The organism is Streptomyces sp. NBC_00775, assembly GCF_036347135.1.
In the GTDB taxonomy this organism is placed as follows: domain Bacteria; phylum Actinomycetota; class Actinomycetes; order Streptomycetales; family Streptomycetaceae; genus Streptomyces; species Streptomyces lutosisoli.
The window spans coordinates 2,991,014-3,006,481 of the sequence record NZ_CP108938.1 but is presented as its reverse complement, the minus strand read 5'-3'; the positions used below and the strand labels follow the sequence as shown (position 1 = coordinate 3,006,481).

Below are 15,468 nucleotides of genomic sequence, written 5' to 3'. Positions count from 1 at the left end.
CGTGTCAGGGCGCGAGCCAGGTCGAGGCGTACGTGTCGATCTCTCCGGCGAGCTTCGCCTTGCCGGCCTCGTCGAGGAACGACGCCTCGACCGCGTTCTTGGCGAGCGCGGCGAGGCCCTGCTCGTCGAGGTCGAGGAGCCGGGCGGCGACCGCGTACTCGTTGTTGAGGTCGGTGCCGAACATCGGCGGGTCGTCGGAGTTGATGGTGACGGGCACCCCGGCCCGCACGAACTCCTTGATGGGGTGCTCGTCGAGGGTGCGGACCGCGCGGGTGGCGATGTTGGAGGTCGGGCAGACCTCAAGGGCGATCCGGTGCTCGGCGAGGTGGGCGAGCAGCTTCGGGTCCTGCGCGGAGCTCGTGCCGTGCCCGATGCGCTCCGCGCGCAGGTCGTTCAGCGCGTCCCAGACCGTCTCCGGACCGGTCGTCTCACCGGCGTGCGGCACCGACCGCAGTCCGGCCGCGATCGCGCGGTCGAAGTACGGCTTGAACTGCGGCCGCGGTACGCCGATCTCGGGCCCGCCCAGCCCGAAGGAGACCAGCCCCTCCGGCCGCAGCCGGTCCTCGGTCGCGAGCCGCACGGTCTCCTCGGCGGCTTCGAGCCCGGCCTCGCCGGGAATGTCGAAGCACCACCGCAGTACGACACCGAGCTCGGCCTCGGCCGCCTTGCGGGCGTCCTCGATCGCGTCCATGAAGGCGCGCTCGTCGATGCCGCGACGGGTGGAGGACCACGGGGTGATGGTCAGCTCGGCGTAACGGACCTGCTGCCGGGCCATGTCCCGCGCGACCTCGTACGTCAGCAGCCGTACGTCCTCCGGCGTGCGGATGAGGTCGACGACGGACAGATACACCTGGATGAAGTGGGCGAAGTCCGTGAACGTGAAGTAGTCCGCGAGGGCCTCGGGGTCGGTCGGCACGGCGGAGTCGGGGTGCCGGGCGGCCAGGGCGGACACGATGCGCGGGGAGGCGGAGCCGACGTGGTGCACGTGCAGTTCGGCCTTGGGCAGTCCGGCGATGAAGGCGTGCAGATCGCGGGCGTCTTCGCGGGCGGTGTGCTGGTCGGTCAAGGTTCCTCCCCGGAACGGCGTCACGGGACCGTGGTCGGCGGGACGCGGGTGATCGGCTGATCGGTGACTCAGGGATCATCGTAGGCGGCGGCCCGCGCGGCGCGGGAAGGGCGTCTCCGACGGCCGCCCTCGACGCCGCGGAGATCGCTCCGGCACGCACCTAGGGCCGTAGCATGACGGAACGTACGACAGAGGGGACCCCGCGCATGTCCGACGACGCCCGCACGCCGGAAGCGCCACGCGACGACGCCGCGTGGGCTCCGCCGGACCAGGGGATTCCGGCTGCGCCGACGGACGCGGTGCCCACGGGGAGCGCTGCGCCGGGCGTCGACTCGGGGGACGCGGTGTCCAAGGTCCCCCTGGACAAGCCCGCCACCGACCGGAGCCCCGCGCCGAACCCCTGGGCTCCCCCCGCGGAAACGGCTCCCTCCGGCTGGGGCACCGCGCCCACGCCTCCCTACGCGCACGACCGGCCCACGGCCACCGCCGTCCCCGGCGCGGGCACCCCCGGCCCTCAGCCCTGGGACAACCCCTTCGCACCCCCCTCGTCCGACGCCCCCTTCGCACCGCCCTCGCCCGGCGCCCCCGCCCCGCAGCCGCAGCCGCAGCCCTGGGGCAACCCCTTCGCGCCGCCCGAGGCCCGCGCCCCCTACCCCCAGCCCGCCCCCGGCGAACCCGTCCCCCCGCCGCCCATCGCCCCCGATGGCCCCGGAGCGCTCCCGTACGGCTACGGCTACCCGCAGTACGCCACCGCCCCGGCGCAGGCGGCCTACCAAGGCGTCCCCGGCTACGGCTGGCCCGTGCTGCCGCCCGCGGCGAGCAATGGCATGGGCACCGCCGGCCTCGTGCTCGGCATCCTCGCGGCGGTCGTGTTCTGTTTGTGGCCGCTCGCGATCGTGCTGGGCATCCTCGGTGTGATCTTCGGCGTGATCGGCCGCCGCAAGGCACGCCGGGGCGAGGCGACGAACCCGGGGCAGGCGCTGGCCGGGATCATCTGCGGAGCGGTCGGTATCGCCCTGGGGGTCGGGATGCTCGTCTTCCTCATCGTGGTCCCGGACGACAGTGGGAACGGCGGTTCGAGCGACGGCGACGGCTTCTCCACGTCCCTCGTAGGGGAGCAGCGGTGACCGCTGGTCCCCTGGTGGAGCAGCAGTGAGGACGAGCGCCAGTAAGAAGGGCCAGTAAGAAGGGCCAATAAGAGAGGAGCGCGGCCACAGGGCACCGCCCCTCCACTGAACGCCTGGCGGAGCCTGAACGCCTAGCGGAGCCGCCCCCGCGCCTCCATCAGCGCGAACCCCAGCAGATTCGGCCCCCGCCACCGCTCGGGATCCGCCGCCCGCTCGTCGTCCGCCGCGAGCCCGATGCCCCAGACACGGTCCAGGGGACTGGCCTCGACCAGCACCCTCTCGCCCGTGCCCAGCAGGAACTCCCGCAGATCGGCGTGCGCGGCGAACTTGTGGACGCTGCCCTCGACCACGATCCCGAACCGCTCGCGCTCCCATATGGCGTCGTTGAACCCGCGGACCAGCCGCCCGGCCTTCTTCGCGAGCGCGGGGCTGGACGCGTCGACGGCGTGCCGCTCCGCTTCCTTGTCGCCGAAGAGCCGTGCTTTCGACGCCATCATCCAGTGCTCAGCCGTCGCGTACTCGACTTCGTCGACTACGAACGGTGACGGCCACCACTGGCTGAGGCAGCTCGCGCTCACCTGACCGTCCGGTCGCGGGCGGTGCCCCCAGAAGTGCAGGTACTTGACCCTCGCCCCCGAGTCGACCGCGCTGACCAGCGCTTCCCAAGAATCGATCTTCCCCATACACGCCACTGTGGCACGCACCACTGACATTCCGTCCTTCCTTTTCCAGAAGGACTCGACACCTGGTCGACAGATTCCGTCGCGTAACCAAAAGGCAACAACGGAATCACTTGTTGGAGTCCCTTTGCTCTGTCAGGATCGGCACTCAAATCGAGCTGGAGCTACGCCGACCCCTGCAGTCACGGGGAGGGCGGCGGAGGAGAGCGACATGCACAATCCGGGCCATCGCTTCCAGGCGCAGGACCGCCTCGCGGACGGCGCGCAGTACATCGCGGGCCGGCTGACCAAGGGCACCTCGGGCCGCACACACGCGGTCGTGAACCCCGCCACCGGCGACGAGGTCTACACATACGAGCTCGCGAGCACCGCGGACGTCGACCTCGCCGTCGCGGCGGCACGCGCGGCCTTCCCCGGCTGGGCCGGCGCCACCCCCGGCGAGCGCTCCGACGCGCTGCACCGCTTCGCCGCGGTGCTCGCCGACCGCGCCGAGGAGTTCGCCCAGGCGGAGTCGCTCCAGTGCGGCAAGCCCCTCAAGCTGACGCGCGAGTTCGATGTGCCGGGCACCATCGACAACACCGCTTTCTTCGCGGGCGCGGCCAGGCATCTGCAGGGCCAGTCCGCGGGCGAGTACTCCGGCGACCACACCTCGTACGTACGCCGTGAGCCCATCGGCGTCGTCGGCTCCATCGCGCCCTGGAACTACCCCCTCCAGATGGCTGCCTGGAAGATCCTCCCGGCCATCGCCGCCGGCAACACGATCGTCCTGAAGCCCGCCGAGCTGACCCCGCTCACCTCCCTCCTGTTCGCCGAGGCGGCGACGGAGGCCGGGATCCCCGACGGGGTCATCAACATCGTCACGGGGCTGGGCAAGGAGGCCGGAGAGCACCTCGTCGGCCACCCCGACGTCGCCATGACCTCCTTCACCGGGTCCACCGCCGTCGGCAAGCGCGTCGCCGAGATCGCCACCTCGACCGTCAAGCGGCTCCACCTGGAGCTGGGCGGCAAGGCGCCTTTCCTCGTCTTCGACGACGCGGACCTGGACGCCGCCGTGAACGGCGCGGTCGCCGGTTCACTCATCAACACCGGGCAGGACTGCACGGCCGCCACGCGCGCGTACGTGCAGAGGCCTCTCTACGAAGCGTTCGTGTCGAAGACCGCCGCCCTGATGGCGAGCGTCCGCGTGGGCGATCCCTTCGCGCCTGACACCGATCTCGGCCCGCTGATCTCGCACGCCCAGCGCGACCGCGTCGCCGGATTCGTCGACCGGGCCCGCGGCTACGCGCGCGTGGTGACCGGCGGAGAAGCCCCACAGGGCGATCTCAAGAGCGGCGCGTACTATGCGCCCACGCTCGTCGCCGACGCCGGGCAGGACAGTGAAATCGTGCAGGCCGAGATCTTCGGCCCGGTGCTCGTCGTGCTCCCCTTCGACACCGACGACGAGGGCATCGCGCTCGCCAACGACACCCCGTACGGACTGGCCGCCTCCGCCTGGAGCCGTGACGTCTTCCGTGCGAACCGCGCGACCCGCGAGATCAAGGCGGGCTGTGTCTGGGTCAACGATCACATCCCGATCATCAGCGAGATGCCGCACGGCGGCTACAAGGCGTCCGGCTTCGGCAAGGACATGTCCGCCTACTCCTTCGAGGAGTACACGCAGGTCAAGCACGTCATGTTCGACAACACCGCGGTGGCCCGGAAGGACTGGCACCGCACGATCTTCGGGGACCGGACCTAGCCGACGTTCGGCTACGGCCAAAGGCAGACCAGGCCGCGACCACGGCCGCGATCCTTCCGAAAGGGCACCAGAGCATGGAGCAGTACGAGCCCGAACGCCTGTCCCCGGCCACGCTGGCCGCCATGCAGCGCAGTTTCAGGAATGGCAGGGCCTCCCTCACGCGGCGTTCGCTGCTGCGGGCCTCCGCGGGCGGCGCGCTCGCCGTCGGCGGTCTCGGGGCGCTCAGCGGCTGCGGGATCCCCGCGGCCGGCAAGACCCAGGGCGGCGTCTCCGCCGAGGACCACTCGGCGAAGGAGAAGACGATCAACTTCTCCAACTGGACCGAGTACATGGACGTCGACGACAGCGGGAAGCACCACCCCACGCTCGACGCGTTCACCAAGCGGACCGGCATCTCGGTCAAGTACACCGAGGACATCAACGACAACAACGAGTTCTTCGGCAAGATAAAGCCGCAGCTCGCCGCGGGCCAGGACACCGGCCGCGACATCATCGTCCTCACCGACTGGCTGGCGGCCCGGCTGATCCGCCTGGGGTGGGCCCAGAAACTGGACCCGTCCAACCTGCCGCACGCCTTCGCCAACCTGTCGGACCAGTTCCGCAGCCCCGACTGGGACCCGGGCCGCGCCTACTCGTACCCGTGGCAGGGCATCTCGACCGTCATCGCGTACAACAAGAAGGCGCTCGACGGCATCGAGGTGAAGTCGGTCTCCGACCTGCTCGACAACCCCAAGCTCAAGGGCCGTGTCGGCTTCCTGTCGGAGATGCGCGACAGCATCGGCATGACGCTCCTCGACATGGGCAAGGACCCGTCGAAGTTCACCGACGACGACTTCGACGCGGCGATCGCCCGGCTCCAGAAGGGCGTCGACAACGGCCAGATCCGCCGCTTCTCCGGCAACGACTACACGGCCGACATCACCAAGGGCGACTTCGCGGCCTGTCTCGCCTGGGCCGGTGACGTCGTCCAGCTCAAGGCGGACAGCCCGGACGTCGACTTCATCATCCCGGACAGCGGCTACCTGACCTCGTCCGACAACATGCTGGTCCCCAACAAGGCGCGTCACAAGACGAACGCCGAGCGGCTCATGGACTACTACTACGAGCCCGGGCCGGCCGCGGAGCTCGCCGCCTACATCAACTACGTCTGTCCCGTCGACGGGGTGAAGGAAGAGCTGGCGAAGATCGACAAGTCGGCGGCGGACAACCCGCTGATCATTCCCGACAAGGCCATGCAGGCCAAGTCCCATGCCTTCCGCTCGCTGAGCGAGAAGGAAGAGACGGCCTACGAATCGAAGTTCGCGAAGCTCACAGGGGCGTGACGAAGATGACCACAGACAACAGCGGCGACGTCCGCCTCTCCGGAATCAGCAAGACGTATGGCTCGTTCACCGCCGTGCACCCGCTCGACCTGACCGTCCCGCAGGGCTCCTTCTTCGCCCTGCTCGGCGCCTCCGGCTGCGGCAAGACCACCACCCTGCGCATGATCGCGGGCCTGGAGGAACCCTCCGGCGGCACCGTCTTCCTGGGCGACCAGGAAGTCACCAACCTCCCGCCGTACAAGCGGCCGGTGAACACGGTCTTCCAGTCGTACGCCCTCTTCCCGCACCTCGACATCTTCGAGAACGTCGCCTTCGGTCTGCGCCGGCGCGGCATCAAGTCGGTGAAGAAGCAGGTCGAGGAGATGCTCGACCTCGTACAGCTCGGTGAGCAGGCCCGCAAGAAGCCGCACCAGCTCTCCGGTGGCCAGCAGCAGCGCGTCGCGGTCGCCCGTGCGCTGATCAACCACCCCAAGGTGCTGCTCCTCGACGAGCCGCTCGGCGCCCTCGACCTCAAGCTGCGCCGCCAGATGCAGCTGGAGCTCAAGCGCATCCAGACCGAGGTCGGTATCACGTTCATCCATGTCACGCACGACCAGGAGGAGGCCATGACCATGGCCGACACGGTCGCCGTGATGAACGCGGGCCGCGTCGAACAGCTCGGCTCGCCCGCCGACCTCTACGAGAACCCGAACACCACGTTCGTCGCCAACTTCCTCGGCACCTCCAACCTCATCGAGGCCGAGGTCGATGCGAAGAGCGGCGACGAGATCGTCCTCAAGGCGGGCGGCGGCAAGCTCCTGCTGCCCCAGGCGCGATGTTCCGCGCCGACGACCACCGGCGGCAAGGTGCTGGTCGGCGTCCGCCCGGAGAAGATCTCCCTCACGCACGCGGACGACGCGGGCGAGATCCCGGCCGGCCGCAACCGCATCACCGGCAAGATCGCCGACTCCAGCTTCATAGGCGTCTCCACGCAGTACGTCATCGACAGCCCCGTCTGCCCCGAGTTCGAGGTCTACGCCCAGAACATCGACCGCGACTCGCGGCTGGTGCCCGGCGCCGACGTCGTCCTGCACTGGAACCCGGCCCACACCTTCGGCCTGGACGCCGCGCAGGACATCGACGCCGGGGTCGAGACGGTCGAGGAAGAGGCCGCCTGATGTCGACCCTCACCGAGGCGCCCCCGCCTCTCGCCCCCGACGTGCCGGAGACGAAGCCGCCGCGCAAGCGGGGCCGCTGGACGCCGTACTGGCTGCTCCTGCCCGGCCTCCTGTGGCTGGTCGTCTTCTTCGCGCTGCCGATGATCTACCAGGGCTCCACGTCGATCCAGACGGGCTCCCTGGAGAACGGCTACAAGGTCACCTGGCACTTCGCGACCTACTGGGACGCGCTGTCCGAGTACTGGCCGCAGTTCGTGCGCTCGGTGTTCTACGCGGCGGCCGCGACGATCCTGTGCCTGCTGCTGGGCTATCCGCTGGCGTATCTCATCGCCTTCCGCGCGGGCCGCTGGCGCAACCTGATCATGATCCTGGTGATCGCTCCGTTCTTCACCAGCTTCCTGATCCGCACCCTCGCCTGGAAGACGATCCTCGCGGACGGCGGCCCGGTCGTCGGCGCCCTCAACTCGCTGCACGTCCTGGACGTCACCAGCTGGCTCGGCTGGACCTCCGGCGACCGTGTCCTGGCCACACCGCTCGCGGTGGTCTGCGGTCTGACGTACAACTTCCTGCCGTTCATGATCCTGCCGCTCTACACCTCCCTTGAGCGCATCGACGGGCGGCTCCACGAGGCGGCGGGCGACCTGTACGCCAAGCCGTTCACGACCTTCCGGAAGGTCACCTTCCCGCTGTCGATGCCGGGTGTCGTCTCCGGCACGCTGCTGACCTTCATCCCGGCCGCCGGTGACTACGTGAACGCCGAACTGCTCGGCTCCACGGACACCCGCATGATCGGAAACGTCATCCAGACGCAGTTCCTGCGGGTGCTGGACTATCCGACGGCCGCGGCTCTCTCGTTCATCCTCATGGCCGCGATCCTCTTCATGGTCACCTTCTACATCCGCAAGTCCGGGACGGAGGATCTGGTTTAAATGGCCTTCGTCAACTGGTTCAAGCGTCATTTCGTCGTCATCGCGGGACTGCTGACCCTCGGATATCTGCTGCTGCCGAACGTCGTCGTCACGGTGTTCTCCTTCAACAAACCGAAGGGGCGCTTCAACTACGAATGGCAGCAGTTCTCCATAGACGCGTGGAAGGACCCGTGCGGCGTCGCCGACATGTGCGGCTCGCTGTCCATCAGCCTCCAGATCGCCTTCTGGGCGACGGTCGGCGCCACGGTGCTCGGCACGATGATCGCCTTCGCGCTGGTCCGCTACCGCTTCCGCGCGCGCGGTGCGGTCAACTCGCTGATCTTCCTGCCGATGGCGATGCCCGAGGTCGTCATGGCGGCCTCGCTGCTCACCCTGTTCCTCAACATGGGCGCCCAGCTGGGCTTCTGGACGATCCTGATCGCCCACATCATGTTCTGCCTCAGCTTCGTCGTCACCGCGGTCAAGGCGCGTGTGATGTCGATGGACCCGCGCCTGGAGCAGGCGGCCCAGGACCTGTACGCCGGTCCCGCGCAGACCTTCCTCAGGGTCACCCTGCCCATCGCGGCTCCCGGAATCGCCGCGGGCGCGCTGCTTTCCTTCGCGCTCTCCTTCGACGATTTCATCATCACCAATTTCAACGCGGGCTCGACCGTCACCTTCCCCATGTTCGTCTGGGGTTCGGCGCAGCGCGGAACACCCGTTCAGATCAACGTCATCGGCACGGCCATGTTCCTCATCGCCGTACTGTTCGTCCTGACCTCCATGGTCATCAACAATCGCCGCAACAAGCAAAAGGCGTAACCGCAAGAACCCTGTAGGGAGTTGAAATCATGGCCCCGAGCGCCATGAGCAGTTGGACAAAGTCTCTTTCCGACGCCCAGCCGGTGTCCTACTGGCTGGACGACCCCGGCAAACCCCGTCCCGAGCCCGCGCTCACCGGTGCCGAGACCTGCGACCTGCTGGTCGTCGGCGGCGGCTACAGCGGACTGTGGACCGCGCTGATCGCCAAGGAGCGCGACCCGGGGCGTGACGTGGTTCTCGTCGAAGGCCGTGAGGTGGGCTGGGCCGCCTCCGGCCGCAACGGCGGCTTCTGCGCCGCCTCCCTCACGCACGGTCTGGCCAACGGTCTGACCCGCTGGCCGGACGAGATCAAGAAGCTGGAGGAGCTGGGCGCCCGCAACCTCGACGAGATCGAGGCGGCGGTCGCCCGCTACTCCCTCGACTGCGACTTCGAGCGCAGTGGCGAGATCGACGTGGCGACCGAGCCGCACCAGGCGGCCGAACTGCGCGAGTGGCACCAGGAGCTGGAGCGCGAGGGCCTCGCGGACGGCGTCGAGTTCCTGGACACCGACGCGGTACGGGAACAAGTCGACTCACCGACCTTCCTCGCCGGGCTGCACGACCGCCGTGGCGTCGCCATGCTGCACCCCGCCAAGCTCGCCTGGGGCCTGAAGCGGGCGTGCGTCGAGCTCGGGGTACGGGTGTACGAGCACACGCCCGCGCTCCAGTTGAAGCCGTACGGCGCCGGCATGGCCGTACGCACTCCGTACGGCTCGATCCGGGCCCGCCGGGTCGCCCTCGGCACCAACATCTTCCCGAACCTGGTCAAGCGCGTGCGCTCGTACACCGTTCCGGTCTACGACTACGCGCTGATGACCGAGCCGCTCAGCGCCGACCAACTGGCGTCCATCGGCTGGAAGAACCGCCAGGGCCTCGGGGACTCGGCGAATCAGTTCCACTACTTCCGGCTGTCCGCCGACAACCGGATCCTGTGGGGCGGCTACGACGCGATCTACCCGTACGGCGGCCGGATGCGCGCCGAGTACGACGACCGCCCGGAGACGTACGCCAAGCTCGCGGGGCACTTCTTCACCTGCTTCCCGCAGCTGGAGGGGCTTCGCTTCAGCCACGCCTGGGGCGGCGCGATCGACACCTGCTCGCGCTTCTCGGCGTTCTTCGGCACGGCCCACCAGGGCAAGGTCGCGTACGCGGCGGGCTACACGGGCCTGGGCGTGGGCGCGACGCGCTTCGGTGCCGACGTGATGCTGGACCTGCTGGCCGGGGAGACCACGGAGCGCACGTCGCTCGAAATGGTCCGCAAGAAGCCGCTTCCGTTCCCGCCCGAGCCCTTCGCCTGGACCGGCATCGCCCTCACCAAGTGGTCGCTGGCACGGGCGGACTCGCACGGCGGCCGGCGCAATCTGTGGCTGAAGACGATGGACAAGCTGGGGCTCGGTTTCGACAGCTGAGCCGGCCCCACCGGGGCGTGCGTGCCGTTCCGTGATCCACATCATCCAGAGGCGCGCGCCCTGCTCATCCAGTGTGACCTGGCTCACTGTCAACAAGTAGCCGAACCCGCGTAATGCCCGGCCCGAACCTCCCTCTCCCCTGTGGCGCGACCAGCGTCGACATGAGAAAGGGAGGTTCCGCCATGACAGGGGCTAAGACGGCGGTCGAGTGGCTGGCATCAGTAGCTCCGGATCCCGAGGCCTGCCGGCGGGAGTGGGAGCGCGATCCCCTCGGGATGGCGCTGCTGCCGGCGGGCAAGGCCTGGGACGTACTCATCCTGCCGGGCGAGCTCGGCTATCCGACGCTCGACGTGCTGACCCGGGTGATCGACCAACCCGGGCCCGTGCTCGTCGACTTCGGGGACGCCCGGATGGGGTTCTTCGTGCCCGCGGGCACCGCGGCCCGGTGGCTCGGTACGGGGGTGCGCACAGCGGGGCGCGGTACGTGGATCGTGGTGCCGTACCCGGGAAGGTCGACCAACGGGGTCCGCTGGCTGATCCCGCCGGACGGCTCGGGCACGCTCACCGATCCGGCACTGCTCGAACTGGCCATGCATGAGGCGGCGGCGGGTCTCGCCGGGAACGAGGACCGATAGCCGTGACGGGGCAGGACCCCGGCATCTGCCATCGGTGTCGTGCGTTCCAGAGGCCTCGTCACTGTCACAGGTCTTGACAACGGAATTGGTCTGGACCAAGTTGGGCGCGCTCCACCCTCCTGATTCCCCCATGCCCGGAGGCAGTTGTGGATCGCGTCAGACACAACAGACCAGTCGTCCGTCGAAGGCTTCTCGCCGTGTGCACGGCCACCGCACTGGCCGTACCCGGCCTCGCCGCGCTCTCGTCGGCCGCCCGTGCGGCCGACGCGGACCTCGCCAGGAACGGCGGGTTCGAGTCGGGCCTGGACAGCTGGACCTGTACGGCGGCCAGTACCGTCAATTCACCTGTACGGAGCGGCAGTTCCGCGCTGAAGGCGACCCCGGCCGGTAGCGACTACGCGCAGTGCTCCCAGACGGTGACCGTCAAACCCGACTCCCAGTACACCCTCTCCGGCTACGTCCGGGGCAGCTATGTCTACCTCGGCGCGAGCGGCACCGGCACCACCGACGTCTCCAACTGGACCCAGTCCGCGACCGACTGGCAGCAGCTCACCACCACCTTCCGCACCGGCGCGTCCACTACCAAGGTCACGATCTACACGCACGGCTGGTACGGCACCGGCACCTACTACGCCGACGACGTCTCCCTGACCGGCCCCGGCGTCGACGCGGGCCAGCCCCCGGCCGCGCCCACCGGCCTGACGGCCGGCACGGTGACCTCCTCCAGCGTCGCCCTCACCTGGTCCGCGGTGACCGGCGCGACGGGTTACGCCATCTACCGCGACGGCGTCAAAGTCCAGACAGTCACCGGGACTTCGGCAACGGTGAGCGGACTCTCGCCCTCGACGGCGTACTCCTTCCAGGTCGCCGCGACGAACGACGCGGGCGAGTCCGCCAAGTCGGCGACGGTGACCGCGACGACGGCAGCGGGCTCGGGCGGTTCGACCGACCTCCCCACGCACGCCCTGGTCGGCTACCTCCACGCGAGCTTCGCGAACGGCGCCGGCTACACCCGCATGGCCGACGTGCCCGACAGCTGGGACGTCATCGACCTGGCCTTCGGCGAACCGACCTCCACCACCTCGGGCGACATCCGCTTCACCCGCTGCCCGGTCACCGAGTGCCCGACCGTCGAGAGCGACGCCGACTTCAAGGCGGCGATCAAGGCGAAGCAGGCGGCCGGCAAGAAGGTCCTGATCTCCATCGGCGGCCAGAACGGCCAGGTGCAGCTCACCACGACGGCCGCCCGCGACACCTTCGTCTCCTCGGTCTCGAACATCATCGACACCTACGGCCTGGACGGCCTGGACATCGACTTCGAGGGCCACTCGCTCTCCCTGGACGCGAGCGACACCAACTTCAAGAGCCCGACCACACCGGTGATCGTCAACCTCATCTCGGCACTGAAGACCCTGAAGGCCAAGTACGGCTCGAAGTTCGTCCTGAGCATGGCCCCGGAGACCTTCTTCGTCCAGCTCGGCTACCAGTACTACGGCACAGGCAAGTGGGGCGGCCAGGACCCGCGCGCGGGCGCGTACCTCCCGGTCATCTACGCCCTGCGCGACGACCTGACCCTCCTGCACGTCCAGGACTACAACTCCGGCTCGATCATGGGCCTCGACAACCAGTACCACTCCATGGGAGGCGCCGACTTCCACATCGCCATGACCGACATGCTCCTGACCGGCTTCCCGGTGGCGGGCGACGCCGGCAACGTCTTCCCGCCGCTGCGCCCCGACCAGATCGCCATCGGCATGCCGGCCTCGACGAACGCGGGCAACGGCTACGTATCACCGTCCGAGGTCGACAAGGCCCTGGACTGCCTGACCAAGAAGACCAACTGCGGCTCGTACGCCACCCACGGCACCTGGCCGGGACTGCGCGGCCTGATGACGTGGTCGGTCAACTGGGACCGGTACTCGAACTGGGAGTTCCAGAAGAACTTCGACGGGTACTTCGGCTGAGGAAGAGCCACAGCGAGGACAGCAGCACCGCGCAGAGGCACCAACTGGCCACCACGTCCAGTGGCCAGTGGTAGCCGCGCCGGATCAGGCCGAAGGCGACGAGGGCGTTGAGGAGGAGGCAGGTGATGGCCAGCCCGCGGCGGGCGTACGCCGTACGCAGCCAGGGGAGGAGGAGCAGGGTCGCGGCGCCGTACGCGATGGCGGCGGTCGCGGTGTGGCCCGAAGGGTAGAAGCCCGTACCCGGGCCCATGACCGGGGGGCCGGGGCGGGCGACGAGTTCCTTGAGGGGCACGATCAGTGCCGGGACGGCGGCCATCAGGACCGCCGCGGCCGTGGACGGCAGCCACCAGCGGTCCGTGCCCGCCCGGTGGGCGCGGACGGCGACATACGCGAGGACGAGGGCGAGGACCGGGACGGCGACCGCGATGTTGCCGAGGTCGGCGAGGAGTTCGTAGAACCGGCTCGGGCGGACGATCGAGCCGCTGAGGCGTTCGTCCGCGCGGGCGAGGGGGCCGTGGGCCGCGACCTGCCAGGTGATCAGCGCGAAGAGGAGGGCCGGAAGGCCGAGGAGGAGGAAGGTCGGCCGCCCCGGAACAGGGGGGGTAGTTCCGAGGCGGCCGTCCAGATCGGAATGCCGCGCGCCCCGGGGGGTTTGGGGCGGGCGACTGTCCGATCGGTGAGGAGATCCGGAGCCGGAAGCTCCGGGTGTGTGCGCGAGGGCACGACCAGGGCGAAGCTGGGGAGGCCTCGACCCGGTGTCACCCACAGTCCCCTGTGGGCGGGGTGTATCTCTCATCTGGGTAGAACCTACGGCAGGGTGTGGGGCTCCGACAGGCGGAATCGCGTCCCGTCATGCACCTCGCACACCTTCTTCACACGCTCTGACGACGGCCGCCCCACCACCGGAACCAAGCGGAATCCGCGTGAGCGGCGGGCCCGGTTCCGGTGCTGGGGCGGGTGGGACGTCAGATGCGGGCGAAGGCCTGCTCGATGATGTCGAGGCCCTCGTTCAGGAGGTCCTCGCCGATGACCAGCGGGGGCAGGAAGCGGAGGACGTTGCCGTAGGTGCCACAGGTCAGGACCAGCAGACCCTCCTGGTGGCAGGCCTTGGCGAGCGCGCCGGCGGCCTCGGCGTTCGGCTCCTTGGTGTCGCGGTCCTTGACCAGCTCGATCGCGATCATCGCGCCACGGCCGCGGACGTCGCCGATGATGTCGAACTTCTCGGCCATGGCACCGAGGCGGGCCTTCATGACCGTCTCGATGTTCTTCGCCTTGGCGTTGAGGTCGAGCTCCTTCATCGTCTCGATGGCGCCGAGCGCACCCGCGCAGGCCACCGGGTTGCCGCCGTAGGTGCCGCCCAGGCCGCCCGCGTGCGCGGCGTCCATGATCTCGGCGCGGCCGGTGACGGCGGCGAGCGGCAGACCGCCCGCGATGCCCTTGGCGGTGGTGATCAGGTCCGGGACGATGCCCTCGTCCTCGCAGGCGAACCACTGGCCGGTGCGGCAGAAGCCGGACTGGATCTCGTCGGCGACGAAGACGATGCCGTTGTCCTTGGCGAACTTGCTGATGGCCGGAAGGAAGCCCTTCGCGGGCTCGATGAAGCCGCCCTCGCCGAGCAGCGGCTCGATGATGATCGCGGCGACGTTGTCCGCGCCGATCTGCTTGTTGATCATGTCGATGGCCTGGGCGGACGCCTCGGCACCGGCGTTCTCCGGACCGGTCAGCCAGCGGTAGCCGTACGCCACCGGCACCCGGTAGACCTCGGGCGCGAACGGGCCGAAGCCGTTCTTGTACGGCATGTTCTTGGAGGTCAGCGCCATCGTCAGGTTCGTACGGCCGTGGTAGCCGTGGTCGAAGACGACGACGGCCTGGCGCTTGGTGTACGCGCGGGCGATCTTGACGGCGTTCTCGACGGCCTCGGCGCCCGAGTTGAACAGGGCCGACTTCTTGGCGTGGTCACCCGGCGTGAGCTCGGCCAGCGCCTCGGCGACGGCGACGTAACCCTCGTACGGCGTGACCATGAAACAGGTGTGGGTGAAGTCCTGGAGCTGGGCGCTCGCCCGGCGTACGACGGCCTCGGCGGAGGCGCCGACGGACGTCACCGCGATGCCGGAGCCGAAGTCGATCAGGCGGTTGCCGTCGACGTCCTCGATGATGCCGCCGCCGGCGCGCGTGGTGAAGACGGGGAGCACCGAGCCCACACCGGCCGCCACCACGGCGGTACGGCGGGCCTGCAGCTCCTGCGACTTCGGGCCGGGGATGGCGGTGACGACGCGGCGCTCCTGCGGAAGTGCGGTCATGAGGGGCTCCCTGATGATCTGATCCTGCGCCCCGGACGGCCCCGGCGGACGGGGTGCTCCGGGCGGGGGTGTTTTCGGACGCTTGCCTTCTTTCTTCGCAGGCTAGGGCCGGAGGCGGGGGGTCGGCATGCTCCATGTGGGAGTCGTCGCGGAATTCGCTTGTCCGTGGTGGACATAGAGCGGCGGGAGCCCGGCGGTCGCGTATCGCCGCAGGCCCGGCCCGGTGAACGGTGAACTCGCCCTGCGGGGGCACTAGATTGGCCACGGACGACGCACGGAGCGGCTGGTCAGGGGGCAAGGG

Annotated in this window: 12 protein-coding genes and 1 pseudogene; 9 read left to right on the top strand and 4 right to left on the bottom strand. The window is 69.2% G+C overall.

Annotated elements, in window-relative coordinates; all coding sequences use genetic code 11:
• Nucleotides 1–4: 4 nt before the first annotated feature.
• A pseudogene (locus OIC96_RS13275) lies at nt 5–1,119 on the bottom strand (adenosine deaminase).
• Between the two features lie 153 nt (nt 1,120–1,272).
• Between OIC96_RS13275 and OIC96_RS13270 the strand changes: the two are divergent.
• Nucleotides 1,273–2,193: a DUF4190 domain-containing protein gene (locus OIC96_RS13270; RefSeq protein ID WP_330307629.1), complete on the top strand. Its 921-nt coding sequence runs from the start codon at nt 1,273–1,275 to the stop codon at nt 2,191–2,193.
• 131 nt (nt 2,194–2,324) lie between these two features.
• On the opposite strand, the gene OIC96_RS13265 is transcribed toward OIC96_RS13270, so the two are convergent.
• Nucleotides 2,325–2,906 (bottom strand): NADAR family protein, encoded by a 582-nt coding sequence (locus OIC96_RS13265; RefSeq protein WP_330307630.1) that lies wholly within the window; start codon nt 2,904–2,906, stop codon nt 2,325–2,327.
• 178 nt (nt 2,907–3,084) lie between these two features.
• Here OIC96_RS13265 and OIC96_RS13260 point away from each other — a divergent pair, with 178 nt between their 5' ends.
• From OIC96_RS13260 to OIC96_RS13225, 8 genes are all read left to right on the top strand, one after another.
• Nucleotides 3,085–4,611, top strand: coding sequence for a gamma-aminobutyraldehyde dehydrogenase (locus tag OIC96_RS13260; RefSeq protein ID WP_330307631.1), 1,527 nt, complete (start codon nt 3,085–3,087; stop codon nt 4,609–4,611).
• Nucleotides 4,612–4,685: 74 nt separating this feature from the next.
• Nucleotides 4,686–5,933 carry a polyamine ABC transporter substrate-binding protein gene (locus tag OIC96_RS13255; RefSeq protein WP_330307632.1) on the top strand — a complete coding sequence of 416 codons (1,248 nt, stop codon included), beginning with the start codon at nt 4,686–4,688 and terminating at the stop codon, nt 5,931–5,933.
• 5 nt (nt 5,934–5,938) lie between these two features.
• The gene (locus OIC96_RS13250) at nt 5,939–7,090 is read left to right on the top strand and encodes an ABC transporter ATP-binding protein (RefSeq protein ID WP_330307633.1); all 1,152 of its coding nucleotides are present in this window, start codon (nt 5,939–5,941) and stop codon (nt 7,088–7,090) included.
• The gene (locus OIC96_RS13245) at nt 7,090–8,019 is read left to right on the top strand and encodes an ABC transporter permease (protein ID WP_330307634.1); all 930 of its coding nucleotides are present in this window, start codon (nt 7,090–7,092) and stop codon (nt 8,017–8,019) included. Before OIC96_RS13250 ends, OIC96_RS13245 begins: the two co-directional genes overlap by 1 nt.
• The gene (locus OIC96_RS13240; protein WP_330307635.1) at nt 8,020–8,820 is read left to right on the top strand and encodes an ABC transporter permease; all 801 of its coding nucleotides are present in this window, start codon (nt 8,020–8,022) and stop codon (nt 8,818–8,820) included.
• Between the two features lie 29 nt (nt 8,821–8,849).
• Nucleotides 8,850–10,268, top strand: coding sequence for an NAD(P)/FAD-dependent oxidoreductase (locus OIC96_RS13235; protein ID WP_330307636.1), 1,419 nt, complete (start codon nt 8,850–8,852; stop codon nt 10,266–10,268).
• Nucleotides 10,269–10,450: 182 nt separating this feature from the next.
• Nucleotides 10,451–10,903 carry a hypothetical protein gene (locus OIC96_RS13230; RefSeq protein ID WP_330307637.1) on the top strand — a complete coding sequence of 151 codons (453 nt, stop codon included), beginning with the start codon at nt 10,451–10,453 and terminating at the stop codon, nt 10,901–10,903.
• A 146-nt stretch (nt 10,904–11,049) separates the two neighbouring features.
• On the top strand, nt 11,050–12,867 hold the full coding sequence (locus OIC96_RS13225) for a chitinase (protein WP_330307638.1): 1,818 nt from the start codon (nt 11,050–11,052) through the stop codon (nt 12,865–12,867).
• On the opposite strand, the gene OIC96_RS13220 is transcribed toward OIC96_RS13225, so the two are convergent.
• Nucleotides 12,806–13,633 (bottom strand): phosphatase PAP2 family protein, encoded by an 828-nt coding sequence (locus tag OIC96_RS13220; RefSeq protein WP_330307639.1) that lies wholly within the window; start codon nt 13,631–13,633, stop codon nt 12,806–12,808. The two genes, OIC96_RS13225 and OIC96_RS13220, sit on opposite strands and share 62 nt — an antisense overlap.
• A 199-nt stretch (nt 13,634–13,832) precedes the next feature.
• Nucleotides 13,833–15,167 carry a 4-aminobutyrate--2-oxoglutarate transaminase gene (gene gabT, locus OIC96_RS13215; protein ID WP_330307640.1) on the bottom strand — a complete coding sequence of 445 codons (1,335 nt, stop codon included), beginning with the start codon at nt 15,165–15,167 and terminating at the stop codon, nt 13,833–13,835.
• Between the last annotated feature and the right edge of the window lie 301 nt (nt 15,168–15,468).

What these genes read in the sequence shown, in the direction of transcription:
- OIC96_RS13270 (WP_330307629.1), top strand. Translation starts at nt 1,273, where the DNA reads ATGTCCGACGACGCCCGCACGCCGGAAGCGCCACGCGACGACGCCGCG.
- OIC96_RS13265 (WP_330307630.1), bottom strand. Translation starts at nt 2,906, where the DNA reads ATGTCAGTGGTGCGTGCCACAGTGGCGTGTATGGGGAAGATCGATTCT.
- OIC96_RS13260 (WP_330307631.1), top strand. Translation starts at nt 3,085, where the DNA reads ATGCACAATCCGGGCCATCGCTTCCAGGCGCAGGACCGCCTCGCGGAC.
- OIC96_RS13255 (WP_330307632.1), top strand. Translation starts at nt 4,686, where the DNA reads ATGGAGCAGTACGAGCCCGAACGCCTGTCCCCGGCCACGCTGGCCGCC.
- OIC96_RS13250 (WP_330307633.1), top strand. Translation starts at nt 5,939, where the DNA reads ATGACCACAGACAACAGCGGCGACGTCCGCCTCTCCGGAATCAGCAAG.
- OIC96_RS13245 (WP_330307634.1), top strand. Translation starts at nt 7,090, where the DNA reads ATGTCGACCCTCACCGAGGCGCCCCCGCCTCTCGCCCCCGACGTGCCG.
- OIC96_RS13240 (WP_330307635.1), top strand. Translation starts at nt 8,020, where the DNA reads ATGGCCTTCGTCAACTGGTTCAAGCGTCATTTCGTCGTCATCGCGGGA.
- OIC96_RS13235 (WP_330307636.1), top strand. Translation starts at nt 8,850, where the DNA reads ATGGCCCCGAGCGCCATGAGCAGTTGGACAAAGTCTCTTTCCGACGCC.
- OIC96_RS13230 (WP_330307637.1), top strand. Translation starts at nt 10,451, where the DNA reads ATGACAGGGGCTAAGACGGCGGTCGAGTGGCTGGCATCAGTAGCTCCG.
- gabT (WP_330307640.1), bottom strand. Translation starts at nt 15,167, where the DNA reads ATGACCGCACTTCCGCAGGAGCGCCGCGTCGTCACCGCCATCCCCGGC.